Genomic DNA, 19,795 nt, shown 5'->3' on the forward strand with positions numbered 1-19,795 from the left:
AAGGGATGAATCGGATTTTCCGTAACACCATCTTTTATTTATTAATATTTTTAGTCATTATAGGGGTTGTCAGTTTCTTTAATGGCAATAACGAACCGACAGAGGCAATGACTTATGACCAATTTGTTGAGAATTTAGAGTCTGGTCAAGTTGAAAGCCTTAGTTTACAGCCTGTAAGGGGCGTTTATGAAGTACGTGGTCAATTAGAAGGCTATGAAGAAGGTAAATATTTTATCACATATATTGCTAATAGTGACTCTGTAATAGACCGAGTGGAAGAGTTAGCAAGTGATTCCAAATTAGAGATCCTACCAGCAGAAGAAGCAAATGGCTGGGTAACGTTCTTTACAACGATGATTCCATTCATCATCATTTTCATTTTATTCTTCTTCTTATTGAACCAAGCTCAAGGCGGCGGTGGCCGTGTAATGAACTTCGGTAAAAGTAAGGCGAAGTTGTATGATGAAAGCAAGAAGAAGGTCCGTTTTAAAGATGTAGCAGGTGCGGACGAAGAGAAGCAAGAATTAGTGGAAGTTGTTGAATTCTTGAAGGACCCACGAAAATTCTCAGAACTTGGTGCGAGAATCCCTAAAGGTGTTCTATTAGTGGGACCTCCAGGTACTGGTAAAACGTTATTAGCGAGAGCAGCTGCGGGAGAAGCAGGCGTACCTTTCTTCTCTATTAGTGGTTCTGACTTTGTTGAGATGTTTGTCGGTGTTGGTGCTTCTCGTGTACGTGACTTATTCGAGAATGCGAAGAAAAACGCACCATGTATCATCTTTATTGATGAAATTGATGCGGTTGGTCGTCAGCGTGGCGCCGGTGTCGGTGGTGGGCATGATGAACGTGAACAAACACTTAACCAATTGCTTGTAGAAATGGATGGCTTCGGTGCAAATGAAGGAATTATTATCATTGCTGCAACAAACCGTCCAGATATCCTTGACCCTGCGTTATTACGTCCAGGTCGTTTTGACCGTCAAATTACAGTTGATCGTCCGGATGTAACAGGTCGTGAAGCGGTATTAAAAGTTCATGCAAAAAATAAACCGTTAGATGAGTCGGTAAACTTAAAAACGATTGCTCAACGTACACCAGGGTTCTCTGGTGCAGACCTTGAAAACTTATTGAATGAAGCAGCACTAGTTGCCGCTCGTCAGAATAAGAAGAAGGTGGATATGACCGATGTGGATGAAGCGACTGACCGTGTAATTGCAGGGCCTTCTAAGAAGAGTCGTGTTATATCTGAAAAAGAAAGAAATATTGTGGCCTTCCATGAGGCAGGTCATACTGTAATCGGCTTAATCTTAGATGAAGCTGATATGGTTCATAAAGTAACAATTGTACCTCGTGGGCAAGCAGGCGGATATGCTGTTATGCTGCCGAGAGAAGATCGTTACTTCCAAACGAAGCCAGAATTACTTGATAAAATTGTTGGTTTACTTGGAGGACGTGTAGCAGAGGAAATCGTGTTTGGTGAGGTTTCTACTGGTGCCCATAATGACTTCCAACGTGCAACAGGTATTGCACGCCGAATGGTAACTGAATTTGGAATGAGTGACAAACTCGGACCTCTACAATTTGGTCAATCACAAGGTGGTCAAGTATTCTTAGGTAGAGATTTCAATAACGAGCGTAATTACTCAGATGCGATTGCATATGAGATTGATCTAGAAATTCAAAGCATGATTAAAGAATGTTACCAACGCTGTAAGCAAATCCTTACAGAGAACCGTGACAAACTAGATATCATTGCAAAAACACTTTTAGAAGTGGAAACGCTAGATGCAGAGCAAATTAAACATCTATCTGATCATGGTACACTACCTGAACGCCCAGCTTCTAAAACAAGTGAAACAATAGAAGATTCAAATATTAAGGTTAATATTCGAAAAGATGACGATCGTAAAGATAATGAAGGTGAAATCACTGAAACAAGGGAAAAACAATCCCCTGCTGAAGAAGAAGAGCCTCCAGCAATTGATGAAGATCGTAAATCTTAATCAAAAAAGAAAAAGCGCCTCACTATTGAGGGGCTTTTTTTTCTGTCTATAAGTGGGGGTTGAAACGTATAACAGGAAATTTCTTCGTGCAATAAGAGGAAACTTATGAAAGATAGTGGAATAAAATGGTTTTGCGCGTGTAACAAGAGGAAATTCATCAAAGGTAGCAGAACAAATGTTGGTATACCAAGTCAGGTGTATACAATTATACAACCACCTATGGTTAATTATTAACGGAGCAAGAACTACATAACTTGACCGATTTTATTTCTTTTTAATGAAGTAAGGGGAAAGCTACTATTGATTTATTGATTAGAGGTATGCACTAAAGGAAATTATTTAGTAAGTTGTCCTATTAAATAGAAATGATGAATCTTCATTCATTCAGCGTTGAGGCAATAGGGTTGGAGTTTTATAATTTGGATAATCTGAACAGAGGTGTGATATGATGTTCTCAGTATTAAAGTGTAATTATTTTATGGTAAGTGTGGTGAGGGTGCTTGATCTTTGTTTTTGATGTAGGGAATTCGAATATGATGATGGGTGTTTATCAACGAGATGAGTTAAAGTATCATTGGCGAATAGAGACTGATCGTCATAAGACAGAGGACGAATATGCAATGATTGTGAAATCGTTGTTTGAGCATGAGCAATTATCTTTTGCTGATATAGATGGTATTATTATTTCCTCCGTTGTTCCTCCGATTATGTTTGCTTTGGAGCGAATGTGTGAAAAATACTTTCATATCAAACCATTAGTTGTGGGTCCAGGGGTCAAAACAGGTTTGAATATTAAGTATGATAATCCAAAAGAAGTGGGAGCCGACAGAATTGTTAATGCGGTGGCAGGTATTCATGAATATGGCGGTCCGCTCGTAATTGTTGATTTTGGCACAGCAACTACGTATTGTTATATTAATGAGCATAAACAGTATATGGGTGGTGCGATTGCACCTGGTATTGGTATCTCTACTGAAGCGCTTTACTCTAGGGCAGCGAAATTACCGCGAATAGAGATTGTCAGGCCTGATGGGATTATTGGAAAGAATACCGTCTCAGCTATGCAATCAGGCATTCTCTTTGGCTATGTTGGCCAAGTAGAGGGGATTGTAAGTAGGATGAAGTTACAAGCAAAAGAGGAACCGCTTGTTATAGGTACAGGTGGGTTGGCCTCATTGATCGCAAAAGAATCAAAGGTTATAGATATTATTGATCCATTTTTAACTTTAAAAGGTTTACAGCTTATTTATAAACGGAATATGGACACGATAAAAAAGTAGAATAACGTCTGTATTCGTTATGGAAGGAGTATTAAAATGAGTGATTATTTAGTAAAAGCTTTAGCTTATGAAGGACAAGTGAGGGCATTTGCCGTTCGTTCAACAGAAACAGTAGGAGAAGCGCAAAGAAGGCATCATACATGGCCAGTTGCTTCAGCAGCACTCGGGAGAGCAATGTCCGCTGGTGTAATGATGGGGGCGATGGTAAAGGGAGAAGACAAAATCACTATTAAAATCGAAGGTAATGGCCCACTTGGCCCACTCCTGGTTGATAGTAATGCAAAAGGGGAAGTGCGTGGTTATGTGACTCATCCTCAAGTGCATTTTGAATCCAATGCACAAGGCAAACTTGATGTCCGTCGTGGGGTTGGAACAGAAGGTACTTTGACAGTGGTAAAAGACATTGGAATGAGAGAAAACTTTTCTGGACAAGTACCGATTGTATCAGGAGAGCTAGGGGAAGATTTTACTTACTACTTTGTCACATCTGAACAAACACCTTCATCCGTTGGTGTGGGTGTATTAGTCAATGATGACAATAGTATATTAGCTGCAGGTGGTTTTATTATCCAGTTAATGCCTGGAACCGATGAAGAAACAATTGCAGCAATTGAAGAGAGGTTATCACATATTGAACCTGTTTCAACAATGATTGAAAAGGGGCTAACACCAGAAGAAATCTTACAAAGTGTTCTTGGTAAAGATCAAGTGAATTTCTTAGAAAAGATGGATGTTAGTTTTACTTGTACATGTTCCAAAGAGCGGTTTGGGAATGCGATTATTAGTTTAGGAAAAGAGGAAATTGCAGATATGATAGAGAAAGAAGGTAGTGCAGAGGCACAATGTCATTTCTGTAATGAAGCTTATCACTATAATAAAGAAGAACTTGAAGCATTTAAACAAGAAGCAAAATAAATGTGAGGGCTTGGGCGTATCTTGATTCTTAAGAACAATAGGGAATAGAAGGTGCGCCTAAGCCTTTTTTATACAGAAATATATGAAAAGTAGTAGGGGGAGGAGCTTTGAAAAGACAACATTTATGGTTAATCATATTAATACTCATTGTGATTAACTTTATGAGCGTTGCTTATTTTCTTGGGAAGGGCGAACCGAGTCAATCTGAAGTTGTGGCACAGATTGGAAAAGATGAAATTACAAGGCAAGATTGGTTAAATGAAATGGAGGGTCGCTACGGGAAAGAAGTGTTAGACGAAATGATTGATGGGAAGGTCATCGAGGCTGCTGGGGATAAATACGATGTTGAAATAGATAAAGAAGAAATTGACCGTGAAATCAAAATGTTAAAATCAGCGTATGGCACGTCTGCCGCTGCTTTATCAATCAATGAAGAACAATGGAGAAAGCAAATTAAAGATAGTTTAATGCTTGAGGAGCTTTTAACAAAAGAAGTCAGTATTTCTGAGGAAAAGCTGCAACAATACTTCGAAGATAACCAAGCTCAATATGAAATTAAGGATACATATCATCTATCACAAATTGTACTGGCAACTAAAGAAGAAGCAGAACAAACAGTGAAAGAATTAGACAATGGCTCAAGCTTTACAGCTATGGCATTGGAAAAATCAACAGATACTTTAACAGCTGCCCAGGGTGGCGACCTTGGTTATGTGACAGTTGATGACGAAAATTATGAAACCATCATTAATGCGGCGCAAGATTTAAAAGCTGGAGAATGGTCTGACCCAGTAAAGACCGATGAGGGGTATGCTATAGTTCTGTTACAAGAGTTTGTTGAGGGAGAAACCTATTCCTTTAAGGATGTTAAATCCCAAATACGGAGACAAATGGCTTTAGAACAAATGGATCTTCCTGTTTCTACTGAACCTTTTAAGGATGAAGTGAACATTGATACTTTTTATGATGGTGCATTGTAGTTTTTTGTTATTTATAGGTATCATATAGCATAAGCTAACATGAATTGTTCAGGTATAAAGTTTTAAATTTTCTAATAATTAAAGGGCTTTATGCCTGCATATTCGTTGACAATTGGTTGTGTGATTGATAAATTAAAATAAAACCAATAATAATACTCGGAATAAGGAGTGGAGAAGATGGTACGTATTGCAAATTCAATTACTGAACTCATCGGACAAACACCAATAGTGAAGCTTAATCGTATTGTAGAAGATGGAAGTGCGGATATTTATTTGAAGTTGGAGTATATGAATCCTGGAAGCAGTGTAAAAGATCGTATTGCCAATGCAATGATAGAAGCCGCAGAAAAAAGTGGTGATTTAAAAGAAGGCGACACAATTATTGAACCAACTAGTGGGAATACCGGTATTGGTCTGGCTATGGTTGCTGCAGCAAAAGGGTATCAAACGATTTTAGTGATGCCTGAGACCATGAGTATGGAGAGAAGAAATCTTCTTCGTGCATATGGAGCAGAATTAGTGTTAACGCCAGGACCAGATGGTATGGGTGGAGCAATAAGAAAAGCGCAAGAATTAGCGAAAGAGCATGGATACTTCATGCCACAACAATTCGAAAACTTATCAAATCCTGAAGTACATCGCGAGACAACAGGAAAAGAGATTGTTGAGCAAATGGGCGATCAATTAGATGCATTTATTGCTGGTATTGGTACAGGTGGCACGATTACAGGTGCTGGTCAAGTACTGAAGGAAAAATACAAGGATATTAAGATTTATGCAGTTGAGCCTGCTGATTCTCCTGTTCTTTCAGGTGGAAAGCCTGGACCGCATAAGATTCAAGGTATTGGCGCAGGATTTGTACCTGAGATATTAGATACAAAGGTATATGATGAAATTATCGCTGTTGCCAATGAAGATGCGTTTGCTCAAGCCCGTCGAGCGGCTAAAGAGGAAGGGATTCTAGGTGGTATCTCTTCAGGTGCAGCTATTCACGCGGCTTTAAAGGTAGCCAAAGAGCTTGGAGAAGGCAAAAAAGTATTGGCGATTATTCCAAGTAATGGAGAGCGGTACTTAAGTACACCACTTTATCAATTTGATTAAAACGATAAAGAAAACGGCAGTGATGAGCACTGCTGTTTTTTTATTCAAAAATGAAGGCTGGCACCATCGTACTTGGTGACTAGCCTTCATTTTTGATTAACAATTATTACAATGAGAAAATGACTAGTAATTTGTAAGCATTTCGGTATGATGAGTATGAGGTGAGATTCAATGAAAAAGATGATACATACAAAAAAGTTAAGCTATTCGAAGGAATGGTTTTTTCCATTATACAAAAAGATAGCAAAGGACTATGATATACATATTTTATTAGAGAGCGGTAGAAGTGGCCGTTATAGTATGGCTGGCTTTTGTCCAATCGTTGAGTTTACGGGGAAAGATAATAAGTTATACATAAAAACAAGTGAAGGGGTGCAAGTGGCACATGGCAACCCATTACATGAAATGAAAAAGTGGTTAAAGCAATATGAAATCGAAGAGCCTTTAGGGAGTTTACCAGATTTTCATGGAGGTGTATTGGGATTTGTAAGTTATGATTACGGACGTTATATTGAAAACCTACCAGACATGACTGAAGATGATTTGGAAATGCCTGATACGCACTTCTTCTTATTTGAAGAATGGTTCGTTTTTGATCATGATACAGAAGAATTATGGTTGATATTTGCCCATGATAAAGAAGAGGATGTCACCTCGAGGGAAACAGCATGGGTGAATCGTTGGACAGAGGAAGTGGAACAAGGAGAGGTACAATTAGCTGGAGAAAAGGAACCTACTTTAAAAGACGTTTCCATCAGTGAAGAAACGTTTGTTCAAGCAGTGGAAAAAGTACAATCATATATTGCGAGTGGTGATGTGTTCCAAGTCAACCTTTCTGTAAGAGGAAGCCAAAAGTTGAACGTTCCTCCCATCGAAGTGTACAGTCAATTACGTGAACTGAATCCATCTCCTTATATGGGTTATTTAAATACCCCTGATTACCAGCTTGTCAGTGGTTCGCCAGAATTATTAGTAAAGAAAAAAGGCGATGAAGTGAGTACAAGGCCAATTGCGGGTACTCGTTCACGTGGTAAGGATGAAAGAGAGGATCTTAAATTAGCCAATGAATTGATTGAAAATGAAAAGGAACGGGCTGAGCATGTCATGCTTGTTGATTTAGAACGGAATGACTTAGGACGTGTGTGCCAATATGGAACGGTTGAAGTTAATGAGTTTATGGTGATTGAAAAATACTCCCACGTCATGCATATTGTGTCGAATGTAAGGGGGCAAATAGCTAACGGTAGAGATGGGTACGATTTAATCGATGCCTCATTTCCAGGCGGCACAATCACAGGTGCACCGAAAATTAGAACGATGGAAATAATTGATGAGTTAGAACCAGTAAGAAGAGGTATTTATACAGGGTCGCTTGGTTGGATCGGCTTTAATGGTGATTTAGAGTTGAATATTATGATTCGAACAATGCTAGTCAAAGAGGAAGTGGCATATGTACAAGCAGGAGCGGGGATCGTTATTGATTCTGAAGCGCATTTAGAATATAAAGAATCGTTAAAGAAGGCCAAGGCGTTATGGCGTGCAAAAGAGTTAGCTGAAGAGAAGGGGGATTGGAAAAAGTGATATTAATGATTGATAACTTTGATTCTTTTACGTTTAATTTGGTGCAATATTTAGGGGAATTAGGTGCAGATGTGTTAATTAAGCGTAATGATGAAATCACAATCGCTGATATAGAAGCACTTTCCCCCTCGTGCTTAATGATTTCACCAGGACCCTGTAGTCCGGATGAAGCGGGTATTAGCTTAGCGGCGATAGAAGCTTTTGCTGGGAAACTCCCTATCTTCGGTGTATGTTTAGGGCATCAATCAATTGCACAAGTATTTGGAGGCAAGGTTGTGCGAGCAGATAGATTGATGCATGGGAAAACTTCACCCGTTTTTCATAACCAACAAACGATCTATAGGGGAATTGAAGTGCCGTTTTTAGCTACACGCTATCATTCTTTAATTGTGGAGAGAGAGACCCTTCCAGATTGCTTCGAAGTCTCTTCGTGGACGGAGGAAGGTGAAATTATGGGTATTAAACATCGCCTTTTACCAATAGAAGGAGTGCAGTTTCACCCTGAATCCATTATGACTTCAGCAGGAAAAAATTTGCTCTTAAACTTCCTTAATCAGCATGACCTCATTCAACTAGGGGGCAAACACTTTGTATATTAGTGTCAATGGCAAGCTGGTGCGAAAAGAAGAAGCGAGTATTTCTCCATTTGATCATGGGTATTTATATGGTTTAGGCTTATTTGAGACCTTTCGTATATACAATGGACATCCGTTTTTATTGGATGACCATTTAGCGCGGTTGAAACAAGGGTTAGATGCTGTATGTATTCGTAGTCCATTTAATGGGCGAGAAGAGTTACAATTTCGTTTAGCTGAATTATTAGAAATGAATCAGTTAAGAAATGCTAGAATAAGAGTAAATGTTTCTGCGGGAATAGGTGAAGTAGGTTTAAGGGCTGACCATTATATAGAACCTACCGTTATTATTTTTGCCAATGAATTACCTGAAGCCCCCCTACCGGTTGAAAAAAACGGAAAAATCCTTTCAATTAGAAGAAATACACCAGAAGGGGCTGAACGTTTAAAATCACACCACTTTTTAAACAATATTTTAGCCAAACAGGAATTAGGTGCAGATAATACGTTAGAGGGAATTTTTTTAACAAAGGAAGGTTTTTTGGCTGAAGGCATTTCTTCTAATGTTTTTTGGACTAAAGGAAATGTGTTATACACACCAGCGATTGATACAGGTATTTTAAACGGTATTACGAGGCAATTTATTATAAAGATAGCTAAAAAGTTAAGGTTGGAGATTGAAGAAGGTGTGTTCCACCGTGCTGAAATCGTTGATGCAGATGAGATATTTATTACCAACTCTATTCAGGAAATTGTTCCGCTTAAAACAATGGAAGGTCGAAAGCTCCCTGGTCTAAATGGACCGATAGTAACCTTGTTGCAGGGGGTATACAAACAACAAAGAGAGAATTTATGGAGTAGAGATTCATTTTAGGAGGAATAGCATGACAAACAGTGTATTACATTGTGGTTCTTATACCTTAGATTATAGTAGGAAGACATTAATTATGGGCATACTTAATATCACGCCTGATTCTTTCTCTGATGGTGGTAAATACAACCAATTAGAGAATGTGGTAAAGAGAGCGAAGGAATTAGTGGAGGCTGGAGCAGATATTATCGATATTGGTGGCGAATCTACGAGGCCAGGATATGAAGAGATTTCTGTTGAGGAAGAAATTGCACGAGTTGTTCCCGCGATAGAAGCGATTGTAAAGGAAGTTCGAATTCCTCTTTCTATTGATACTTATAAAGCAGAAGTGGCGAAGCACGCCCTAGAAGCAGGTGCGCACATTATTAATGATATATGGGGTGCGAAGAGAGATAAAGAAATGGCATCATTAGCCGCTGAAAAAGATGTCCCCATTATCTTAATGCATAATAGAGATAATGAAAAATATGATTCATTCTTTAGAGATTGTATGAATGACTTATATGAAAGTATCGCAATTGTTAAGGCAGCGGGGGTTAGGGATGACAATATCATCTTAGATCCAGGTATAGGATTTGCGAAAAGCCATGAAGATAACATAGAAATGATGCGTCATCTTGATCAGCTTGTGGCGTTTGGTTATCCAGTATTGCTAGGTACATCAAAGAAACGAATGATAGCCAATGTGCTTAACCTACCTGTTGATGACAGAATGGAAGGGACAGGGGCGACAGTCTGTTATGGTATTCAAAAGGGCTGTCAGATTATGCGTGTACATGATGTAAAGGAAATGAGCCGTATGGCTAAAATGATGGATGCGCTTATTGGGAAGGATGTTAATCTTGGATAAAATCTATTTAAATCGCATGGCGTTTTATGGATATCACGGGGTATTTACTGAAGAGAATCGCCTAGGACAACGTTTTTATGTAGATTTAACAATTGAGTTAGATTTAAGTGAAGCGGGGAAAAGTGATGATTTAAATCACACGATAAATTATGCAGATCTATATGAGTTGTGTAAGACAATAGTAGAGGGCAAACCATTCAAGTTAGTAGAGGCATTAACAGAGAAAATTGCCTCAGAAGCATTAGCCACCTTTAAACAAATATCTCAAATAACTGTAAAAGTAGTGAAGCCGGATCCCCCTATTCCGGGTCATTATGATTCTGTAGCGATAGAAATGACAAGGAGTAGGAAATAGTGACAAATATAGCTTTTATCGGCTTGGGCTCAAATATGCCAGATCGAGAAGTAAACTTATATGAAGCAATAAGTGAGCTAGCAAAGAGTAAAGATATAGAAATAGTAAATTATTCCTCCATATATGAGACGGACCCTGTTGGATTTGAAGACCAAGCTCAATTTTTGAACATGGTTATACAAGTTAGTACGACATTATCTTCTTCGCAACTATTAAAAGCTTTATTAAGAGTTGAGCAAGATCTTGGTAGAAAAAGGGTTATTCGTTGGGGGCCAAGAAATATAGACCTTGACATTTTACTGTATAATCAAGAAAATATTGAGACAGAGACGTTAATCGTTCCACACCCACGTATGCATGAGAGAGCTTTCGTGCTCATTCCACTTCTAGAGATTCAACCAACCATTTGCTTACCGGATGAGGAACAGCCTTTACATGAGAAATTAGAGGCGATCCCAGACAAAAAAGGAGTTCGGATATGGAAGCGGAAAAATGGGGGAGACGTATTCGCGCTTTTCGAAAGCTCAAAGGATACACCCAAGAAGGTTTTGCGAAAAAGTTAGGTATATCAGTTTCTATTATTGGTGAGATTGAAAGAGGTAATCGTATGCCTACGGAACAATTACTAGAAAAAATTACAACATTACTACATGTGACAATGGAGGATTTAGCTCCACCTGAAGAGCAGGAAATCCATAAATAGAAGGAGGTCTCTCGGATATGTTTCAAATTGGTGATGTTAACATCAAGAACCGAGTGGTCCTTGCACCGATGGCTGGTGTGTGTAACTCTGCATTCCGATTAACAGTAAAAGAATTCGGAGCAGGACTTGTATGTGCCGAAATGGTGAGCGATAAGGGCATTATTTTAAAAAATGAAAGAACAATGAATATGCTGTATATAGATGAGCGTGAAAAGCCGTTAAGTCTACAAATTTTCGGTGGGGAAAAAGAAACCTTGGTTGAGGCAGCGAAATTTGTTGACCAAAATACTAATGCAGATATTATCGATATTAATATGGGATGCCCTGTGCCGAAAATCACCAAATGTGATGCGGGTGCCAAATGGCTTTTAGACCCAAATAAAATCTACGAAATGGTTTCAGCGGTTGTGTCGGAGGTAGAAAAGCCCGTAACAGTCAAAATGCGTATGGGTTGGGATGAAGACCATATATACGCCGTGAAAAACGCCCAAGCAGTAGAACGTGCTGGAGGTAAAGCGGTCTCGTTGCACGGTCGTACGAGAGTGCAAATGTATGAAGGTACAGCTAACTGGGACATCATTCGAGAAGTAAAACAAAACATTCAAATCCCGTTAATCGGTAATGGAGATGTACAGACTCCCCAAGATGCCCAAAGAATGTTAGATGAAACAGGTGTCGATGGGGTGATGATTGGACGCGCAGCTTTAGGGAACCCGTGGATGATCTATCGGACTGTCAAATATCTAGAAACTGGAGAGCTCATGGGAGAACCGTCCGTTCGTGAGAAAATGGATGTCTGTACATTGCATATGGATCGATTGATTGAACTGAAAAATGAACATATTGCTGTGCGGGAAATGCGTAAACATGCGGCTTGGTATTTAAAAGGAATCAAAGGAAATGCAAAAGCTCGTGCAGCTATTAATGAATGTAATACTAGAGAAGATGTTGTAAACGTCCTTTCTGAGTTAGTAGTGGAAATGGAAGAAAAAGAAAGACAAGCTTCAAAAGCAGTCTAATTAACTACAACTAGTGGCAACTAGCGTTTAATAGCGGGTTTGACATCATTTTTATATTTAACTATAATATTTCTGTGAAACAATGAACGACTGCCAGTCACTTGCTGGCAGTTTTTATTCTATTTCTTTACTTAATAGATGTCTGTCGTTGTTGTATTGTGTACAATAATAGAGATATAAAATACTAAATCTTCGTAAACCGCCCTTAGGCGTCTACATAAAAGATTTAAGATGGAGATGGTATCTGTGAGTCAAAATCATGAAGAATTAAATGACCAATTAGTGGTTAGACGTGAAAAGATGAACAGTCTTCGTGAACAAGGCGTAGATCCTTTCGGAAAAAGATTTGATCGCACACATCAATCACAGCAATTGGTTGAGGAATACTCTCAATTTGAAAAAGAAGAATTAGAGGAAAAAGAAATCCCTGTAACCATTGCAGGTAGAATTATGACAAAACGCGGTAAAGGTAAAGCGGGTTTTGCTCATATTCAAGATTTATCTGGACAAATCCAATTATACGTTCGTAAGGATGCTGTTGGTGAAGAAGCATATGAAGTTTTTACATCTGCTGATTTAGGTGATATTGTCGGTGTTTCGGGTGTTCTTTTCAAAACAAAAGTAGGGGAACTTTCTGTTAAAGCAAAACAATTTGAATTATTAACAAAAGCCCTACGTCCTTTACCTGATAAATTCCATGGTTTAAAAGATGTGGAGCAAAGATATCGCCAGCGTTACCTAGATTTGATTATGAGCGAAGAAAGTAAACATACCTTCATTACTCGTAGCCGTATTATACAATCTATGAGACGTTATCTAGATGATCAAGGTTATCTTGAAGTAGAAACACCAATGATGCATGCTATTGCTGGTGGGGCTTCAGCAAAACCTTTTATTACACATCATAATGCGTTGGATATGGAATTATATATGCGTATTGCCATTGAACTACACTTAAAACGCCTGATTGTTGGTGGGATGGAGAAAGTGTATGAAATCGGCCGTGTATTCCGTAATGAGGGAGTGTCTACAAGACATAATCCTGAGTTTACGATGATTGAACTATATGAGGCTTATGCTGATTATCGTGATATTATGAGATTGACAGAGAACCTTATTGCGCATATTGCAGAAGAAGTTCTAGGTTCAACGACTGTTCAGTATGGTGAATACGAAATTAATCTGAAACCAGAGTGGAAAAGACTTCATATGGTAGATGCGGTTAAAGAATATACTGGTGTAGACTTCTGGAAAGAAACATCAGTTGATGAAGCGCGTGCGCTTGCAAAAGAGCATGGTGTGGAAATTACCGAGCATATGCAATATGGTCACATCGTCAATGAATTCTTTGAACAAAAAGTAGAAGAGAAGCTAATTCAACCTACCTTTATTTTCGGACACCCGGTAGAAATCTCTCCACTTGCGAAAAAGAATGAAAACGATCCACGTTTTACTGACCGTTTTGAGTTATTTATAGTCGCTAGAGAACACGCTAATGCATTCACGGAACTTAATGATCCAATTGATCAAAAAGAACGCTTTGAAGCGCAGTTAAAAGAGCGTGAGCAAGGAAACGATGAAGCACATATGATGGATAACGACTTTATTGAGGCGTTAGAATACGGAATGCCGCCAACTGGTGGACTAGGTATTGGTGTGGACCGTTTAGTTATGTTACTAACAAACGCAGCTTCTATTAGAGATGTGTTATTGTTCCCGCATATGCGTCAAAAATAAATATTAATGGATGAAAAAAGCCAGTAGAAGTTTACAAAAGTAAACTTCTATTGGCTTTAATTGTATTTAAACAAATGAAGCGGTGTACTATGATTAGTAAAAATTGATAATTTATTAGAAGCTATACTATTTTAAATTAGTTAGTTTTTTAGTTATGTTACTTTAAACTTTGCTGCTTCACTTTGACTATTTGCTAATTGCCATGGGTTTATTAATTGTGTTCCTTGCTTTCAATTGAATTGTTAGAGAAGGAGAGTGACTCATATAGGAAAAGGTAAAGGTGGGTGCATCTGTATTAAATCCATTTTCAAACAATTGATATTCAAGTCTTTTTTTCAATATGCGTAGAGCTGGCAACCGTTTGTTCTAATGAAAACGAAGCTAATAAGGTAGAAAAGCAATTTATTAATCACTTTGGTTAGGCTGTCGTTCGTTCTAGAAATAGGTGGTTTTTGACGCAGCAGTGTTAAGAGGAAAAACAGAAAGGTTTAAGTGCTATTTGTTGTTTGCGTTTCTGCTTGGATGTAGATTATGTGACGAGTAAAGGTACAAAGGTATATTTTCCTGTAAGTATTCAATTTAGAAGATAAAAGAAAAGCTGTTTAATGATAAAGATTCTACTTGTTTAATTAAAGTAATAGTACAATAGAAAAAACTTATTAAAAGATTAGTTGGGAAGTTGAAATTACGGATTTGAAGTTTGTTTTCAAAAAAAGAAGTTTCTTAATAAAAACTTTAAAAATTATATTGCAAACACTTTTCAATCGTGATATAGTAGTTTTTGTTCCCAAGAGAGAGCAAGTTTACTCAACTAATCATCAAAAATTATTTTAAAAAAGTAGTTGACATGATGTTAGTGGGATGATAAGATTATAAAGTCGCTTCTGAAGCGAACGAGATTGTTCTTTGAAAACTGAACGAACGTAAAACGTCAAGCGTAATTCTAAAAAAGCTGATTTATCAGCAACAAAGCACCATAGGTGCAAATGAGCTAATCAAACACTTTATTGGAGAGTTTGATCCTGGCTCAGGACGAACGCTGGCGGCGTGCCTAATACATGCAAGTCGAGCGAATCTGAGGGAGCTTGCTCCCAAAGATTAGCGGCGGACGGGTGAGTAACACGTGGGCAACCTGCCTGTAAGACTGGGATAACTCCGGGAAACCGGGGCTAATACCGGATAATATCTATTTATACATATAATTAGATTGAAAGATGGTTCTGCTATCACTTACAGATGGGCCCGCGGCGCATTAGCTAGTTGGTGAGGTAACGGCTCACCAAGGCGACGATGCGTAGCCGACCTGAGAGGGTGATCGGCCACACTGGGACTGAGACACGGCCCAGACTCCTACGGGAGGCAGCAGTAGGGAATCTTCCGCAATGGACGAAAGTCTGACGGAGCAACGCCGCGTGAGTGATGAAGGTTTTCGGATCGTAAAACTCTGTTGTTAGGGAAGAACAAGTATCGGAGTAACTGCCGGTACCTTGACGGTACCTAACCAGAAAGCCACGGCTAACTACGTGCCAGCAGCCGCGGTAATACGTAGGTGGCAAGCGTTGTCCGGAATTATTGGGCGTAAAGCGCGCGCAGGCGGTTCCTTAAGTCTGATGTGAAAGCCCACGGCTCAACCGTGGAGGGTCATTGGAAACTGGGGAACTTGAGTGCAGAAGAGGAAAGTGGAATTCCAAGTGTAGCGGTGAAATGCGTAGAGATTTGGAGGAACACCAGTGGCGAAGGCGACTTTCTGGTCTGTAACTGACGCTGAGGCGCGAAAGCGTGGGGAGCAAACAGGATTAGATACCCTGGTAGTCCACGCCGTAAACGATGAGTGCTAAGTGTTAGAGGGTTTCCGCCCTTTAGTGCTGCAGCAAACGCATTAAGCACTCCGCCTGGGGAGTACGACCGCAAGGTTGAAACTCAAAGGAATTGACGGGGGCCCGCACAAGCGGTGGAGCATGTGGTTTAATTCGAAGCAACGCGAAGAACCTTACCAGGTCTTGACATCCTCTGACAATCCTAGAGATAGGACTTTCCCCTTCGGGGGACAGAGTGACAGGTGGTGCATGGTTGTCGTCAGCTCGTGTCGTGAGATGTTGGGTTAAGTCCCGCAACGAGCGCAACCCTTGATCTTAGTTGCCAGCATTTAGTTGGGCACTCTAAGGTGACTGCCGGTGACAAACCGGAGGAAGGTGGGGATGACGTCAAATCATCATGCCCCTTATGACCTGGGCTACACACGTGCTACAATGGATGGTACAAAGGGCTGCAAGACCGCGAGGTTTAGCCAATCCCATAAAACCATTCTCAGTTCGGATTGTAGGCTGCAACTCGCCTACATGAAGCCGGAATCGCTAGTAATCGCGGATCAGCATGCCGCGGTGAATACGTTCCCGGGCCTTGTACACACCGCCCGTCACACCACGAGAGTTTGTAACACCCGAAGTCGGTGGGGTAACCTTTTGGAGCCAGCCGCCTAAGGTGGGACAGATGATTGGGGTGAAGTCGTAACAAGGTAGCCGTATCGGAAGGTGCGGCTGGATCACCTCCTTTCTAAGGAATATACGGAATTAACTTGATGTTAGACTGTTCGTTCAGTTTTGAGAGTATAATCTCTCAATTCAATCGTTCTTTGAAAACTAGATAATGTAATGAAGAAGATTACCGAGTAATCGCCACCTTAGTTATTTTTTCTCTCTATATATTATAGATTGATTTAAAATACTAAACTTTTTTAATAAACACAACCGAGAGGGTTGTGAGAAGCAAGCAGTTCAAGGAAGCGAGCGAGGAAACACCGGAGTGTGCGTCTTGTGCACATGAGGATGTTGACGAGTGAGCTGACGCCGAAATGCGTAGCTTATCGCAAGCCGAACAATGGTTAAGTTAATAAGGGCGCACGGTGAATGCCTTGGCACTAGGAGCCGATGAAGGACGGGACTAACACCGATATGCTTCGGGGAGCTGTAAGTAAGCTTTGATCCGGAGATTTCCGAATGGGGAAACCCCCTATCCGTTATGGGATAGGATCCATACCTGAATACATAGGGTATGGAAGGCAGACCCGGGGAACTGAAACATCTAAGTACCCGGAGGAAGAGAAAGCAAACGCGATTCCCTGAGTAGCGGCGAGCGAAACGGGATTAGCCCAAACCAAGAGGCTTGCCTCTTGGGGTTGTAGGACATTCTATACGGAGTTACAAAGGAACGAGATAGACGAAGAGGTCTGGAAAGGCCCGCCATAGGAGGTAAAAGCCCTGTAGTTGAAACTTCGTTCCCTCCAGAGTGGATCCTGAGTACGGCGGGACACGAGAAATCCCGTCGGAAGCAGGGAGGACCATCTCCCAAGGCTAAATACTCCCTAGTGACCGATAGTGAACCAGTACCGTGAGGGAAAGGTGAAAAGCACCCCGGAAGGGGAGTGAAAGAGATCCTGAAACCGTGTGCCTACAAGTAGTTAGAGCCCGTTAATGGGTGATAGCGTGCCTTTTGTAGAATGAACCGGCGAGTTACGATTACATGCGAGGTTAAGTTGGACAGACGGAGCCGTAGCGAAAGCGAGTCTGAATAGGGCGAATGAGTATGTGGTCGTAGACCCGAAACCAGGTGATCTACCCATGTCCAGGGTGAAGTCCAGGTAACACTGGATGGAGGCCCGAACCCACGTACGTTGAAAAGTGCGGGGATGAGGTGTGGGTAGCGGAGAAATTCCAATCGAACTTGGAGATAGCTGGTTCTCTCCGAAATAGCTTTAGGGCTAGCCTCATGCGTAAGAATCTTGGAGGTAGAGCACTGTTTGGACTAGGGGCCCTCATCGGGTTACCGAATTCAGACAAACTCCGAATGCCAAAGATTTATCCATGGGAGTCAGACTGCGAGTGATAAGATCCGTAGTCAAGAGGGAAACAGCCCAGACCACCAGCTAAGGTCCCAAAGTATACGTTAAGTGGAAAAGGATGTGGAGTTGCTTAGACAACCAGGATGTTGGCTTAGAAGCAGCCACCATTTAAAGAGTGCGTAATAGCTCACTGGTCGAGTGACTCCGCGCCGAAAATGTACCGGGGCTAAACGTATCACCGAAGCTGTGGATTGAACATCGTTGATGTTCAGTGGTAGGAGAGCGTTCTAAGGGCGTTGAAGCTAGACCGTAAGGACTGGTGGAGCGCTTAGAAGTGAGAATGCCGGTATGAGTAGCGAAAGATGGGTGAGAATCCCATCCACCGAATGCCTAAGGTTTCCTGAGGAAGGCTCGTCCGCTCAGGGTTAGTCGGGACCTAAGCCGAGGCTGAAAAGCGTAGGCGATGGACAACAGGTTGATATTCCTGTACCACCGTATTCTGTTTGAGTGATGGGGGGACGCAGGAGGATAGGGTAAGCGCACTATTGGATGTGCGTCTAAGCAGTTAGAGGGACCATGAGGCAAATCCCATGGTCATATACCTTGAGCTGTGATAGCGAGGGAAATTTAGTACCGAAGTTCTTGATTCCACACTGCCAAGAAAAGCCTCTAGCGAGGAATAAGGTGCCCGTACCGCAAACCGACACAGGTAGGCGAGGAGAGAATCCTAAGGTGAGCGAGAGAACTCTCGTTAAGGAACTCGGCAAAATGACCCCGTAACTTCGGGAGAAGGGGTGCTCATTAGGGTGTTAAAGCCTTGATGAGCCGCAGTGAATAGGCCCAGGCGACTGTTTAGCAAAAACACAGGTCTCTGCGAAGCCGCAAGGCGAAGTATAGGGGCTGACGCCTGCCCGGTGCTGGAAGGTTAAGAGGAGAGGTTAGCTCACGCGAAGCTTTGAATCGAAGCCCCAGTAAACGGCGGCCGTAACTATAACGGTCCTAAGGTAGCGAAATTCCTTGTCGGGTAAGTTCCGACCCGCACGAAAGGCGTAACGATCTGGGCACTGTCTCAACGAGAGACTCGGTGAAATTATAGTACCTGTGAAGATGCAGGTTACCCGCGACAGGACGGAAAGACCCCGTGGAGCTTTACTGTAGCCTGATATTGAATTTTGGTACAGCTTGTACAGGATAGGTAGGAGCCTTAGAAGCCGGAGCGCTAGCTTCGGTGGAGGCGTCGGTGGGATACTACCCTGGCTGTATTGAAATTCTAACCCACATCCCTTATCGGGATGGGAGACAGTGTCAGGTGGGCAGTTTGACTGGGGCGGTCGCCTCCTAAAGAGTAACGGAGGCGCCCAAAGGTTCCCTCAGAATGGTTGGAAATCATTCGTAGAGTGTAAAGGCACAAGGGAGCTTGACTGCGAGACCTACAAGTCGAGCAGGGACGAAAGTCGGGCTTAGTGATCCGGTGGTTCCGCATGGAAGGGCCATCGCTCAACGGATAAAAGCTACCCCGGGGATAACAGGCTTATCTCCCCCAAGAGTCCACATCGACGGGGAGGTTTGGCACCTCGATGTCGGCTCATCGCATCCTGGGGCTGTAGTCGGTCCCAAGGGTTGGGCTGTTCGCCCATTAAAGCGGTACGCGAGCTGGGTTCAGAACGTCGTGAGACAGTTCGGTCCCTATCCGTCGTGGGCGCAGGAAATTTGAGAGGAGCTGTCCTTAGTACGAGAGGACCGGGATGGACGCACCGCTGGTGTACCAGTTGTCTTGCCAAAGGCATCGCTGGGTAGCTATGTGCGGAAGGGATAAGTGCTGAAAGCATCTAAGCATGAAGCCCCCCTCGAGATGAGATTTCCCATAGCGCAAGCTAGTAAGATCCCTGAAAGATGATCAGGTTGATAGGTTAGAGGTGGAAGTGTGGCGACACATGTAGCTGACTAATACTAATCGATCGAGGACTTAACCAAACAGGCGATTACT

14 protein-coding genes and 2 rRNA genes are annotated in these 19,795 nt (G+C 41.5%); all 16 read left to right on the top strand.

Translation table 11 applies throughout. From position 1 onward, the window contains the following. Positions 1 to 5: 5 nt before the first annotated feature. The 16 genes from ftsH (at position 6) to MKY26_RS17810 (ending at position 19,782) form a co-directional block, all read left to right on the top strand. On the top strand, positions 6 to 2,003 hold the full coding sequence (ftsH, locus tag MKY26_RS17735) for an ATP-dependent zinc metalloprotease FtsH (protein ID WP_095371267.1): 1,998 nt from the start codon (positions 6 to 8) through the stop codon (positions 2,001 to 2,003). A gap of 500 nt (positions 2,004 to 2,503) precedes the next feature. Further along, positions 2,504 to 3,283: a type III pantothenate kinase gene (locus tag MKY26_RS17740; protein ID WP_095371266.1), complete on the top strand. Its 780-nt coding sequence runs from the start codon at positions 2,504 to 2,506 to the stop codon at positions 3,281 to 3,283. Between the two features lie 36 nt (positions 3,284 to 3,319). Next, a complete protein-coding gene (hslO, locus tag MKY26_RS17745) occupies positions 3,320 to 4,198 on the top strand; it encodes an Hsp33 family molecular chaperone HslO (protein WP_095371265.1) in 879 nt (292 codons plus the stop codon). Between the two features lie 107 nt (positions 4,199 to 4,305). Beyond that, positions 4,306 to 5,178: a peptidyl-prolyl cis-trans isomerase gene (locus MKY26_RS17750; RefSeq protein WP_095371264.1), complete on the top strand. Its 873-nt coding sequence runs from the start codon at positions 4,306 to 4,308 to the stop codon at positions 5,176 to 5,178. A 177-nt stretch (positions 5,179 to 5,355) separates the two neighbouring features. Continuing rightward, positions 5,356 to 6,279: a cysteine synthase A gene (gene cysK / locus MKY26_RS17755; protein WP_095371263.1), complete on the top strand. Its 924-nt coding sequence runs from the start codon at positions 5,356 to 5,358 to the stop codon at positions 6,277 to 6,279. A gap of 171 nt (positions 6,280 to 6,450) precedes the next feature. Further along, positions 6,451 to 7,860, top strand: coding sequence for an anthranilate synthase component I family protein (locus MKY26_RS17760; RefSeq protein ID WP_095371262.1), 1,410 nt, complete (start codon positions 6,451 to 6,453; stop codon positions 7,858 to 7,860). Beyond that, complete coding sequence (gene pabA, locus MKY26_RS17765; RefSeq protein ID WP_341098703.1) at positions 7,857 to 8,459, top strand: aminodeoxychorismate/anthranilate synthase component II; 603 nt, start codon at positions 7,857 to 7,859, stop codon at positions 8,457 to 8,459. Before MKY26_RS17760 ends, pabA begins: the two co-directional genes overlap by 4 nt. Beyond that, positions 8,449 to 9,309 carry an aminodeoxychorismate lyase gene (gene pabC, locus MKY26_RS17770; protein ID WP_095371260.1) on the top strand — a complete coding sequence of 287 codons (861 nt, stop codon included), beginning with the start codon at positions 8,449 to 8,451 and terminating at the stop codon, positions 9,307 to 9,309. Before pabA ends, pabC begins: the two co-directional genes overlap by 11 nt. Before the next feature lie 10 nt (positions 9,310 to 9,319). Then, positions 9,320 to 10,156, top strand: coding sequence for a dihydropteroate synthase (folP, locus tag MKY26_RS17775; protein ID WP_095371259.1), 837 nt, complete (start codon positions 9,320 to 9,322; stop codon positions 10,154 to 10,156). Continuing rightward, complete coding sequence (folB, locus tag MKY26_RS17780; RefSeq protein ID WP_095371258.1) at positions 10,149 to 10,511, top strand: dihydroneopterin aldolase; 363 nt, start codon at positions 10,149 to 10,151, stop codon at positions 10,509 to 10,511. The genes folP and folB overlap by 8 nt, the downstream gene beginning before the upstream one ends. Then, positions 10,511 to 11,074, top strand: a complete 564-nt coding sequence (gene folK, locus MKY26_RS17785) for a 2-amino-4-hydroxy-6-hydroxymethyldihydropteridine diphosphokinase (RefSeq protein WP_095371257.1) — start codon at positions 10,511 to 10,513, stop codon at positions 11,072 to 11,074. Before folB ends, folK begins: the two co-directional genes overlap by 1 nt. Beyond that, positions 10,990 to 11,214: a helix-turn-helix domain-containing protein gene (locus tag MKY26_RS17790; protein WP_095371256.1), complete on the top strand. Its 225-nt coding sequence runs from the start codon at positions 10,990 to 10,992 to the stop codon at positions 11,212 to 11,214. The genes folK and MKY26_RS17790 overlap by 85 nt, the downstream gene beginning before the upstream one ends. Positions 11,215 to 11,231: 17 nt before the next feature. Further along, the gene (dusB, locus tag MKY26_RS17795; RefSeq protein WP_224939145.1) at positions 11,232 to 12,233 is read left to right on the top strand and encodes a tRNA dihydrouridine synthase DusB; all 1,002 of its coding nucleotides are present in this window, start codon (positions 11,232 to 11,234) and stop codon (positions 12,231 to 12,233) included. A gap of 237 nt (positions 12,234 to 12,470) precedes the next feature. Beyond that, positions 12,471 to 13,970, top strand: a complete 1,500-nt coding sequence (gene lysS, locus MKY26_RS17800) for a lysine--tRNA ligase (protein ID WP_095373564.1) — start codon at positions 12,471 to 12,473, stop codon at positions 13,968 to 13,970. Between the two features lie 1,004 nt (positions 13,971 to 14,974). Then, positions 14,975 to 16,523: ribosomal RNA gene (locus MKY26_RS17805) — 16S ribosomal RNA — on the top strand. A 326-nt stretch (positions 16,524 to 16,849) separates the two neighbouring features. Further along, a 23S ribosomal RNA gene (locus MKY26_RS17810) occupies positions 16,850 to 19,782 on the top strand. Together the 16S and 23S rRNA genes form the textbook arrangement of a ribosomal RNA operon. Positions 19,783 to 19,795: the final 13 nt, after the last annotated feature.

Origin of the sequence: Cytobacillus sp. FSL R7-0680 (genome assembly GCF_038009245.1) — a bacterium.
Taxonomy (GTDB): domain Bacteria; phylum Bacillota; class Bacilli; order Bacillales; family Cytobacillaceae; genus Cytobacillus; species Cytobacillus kochii.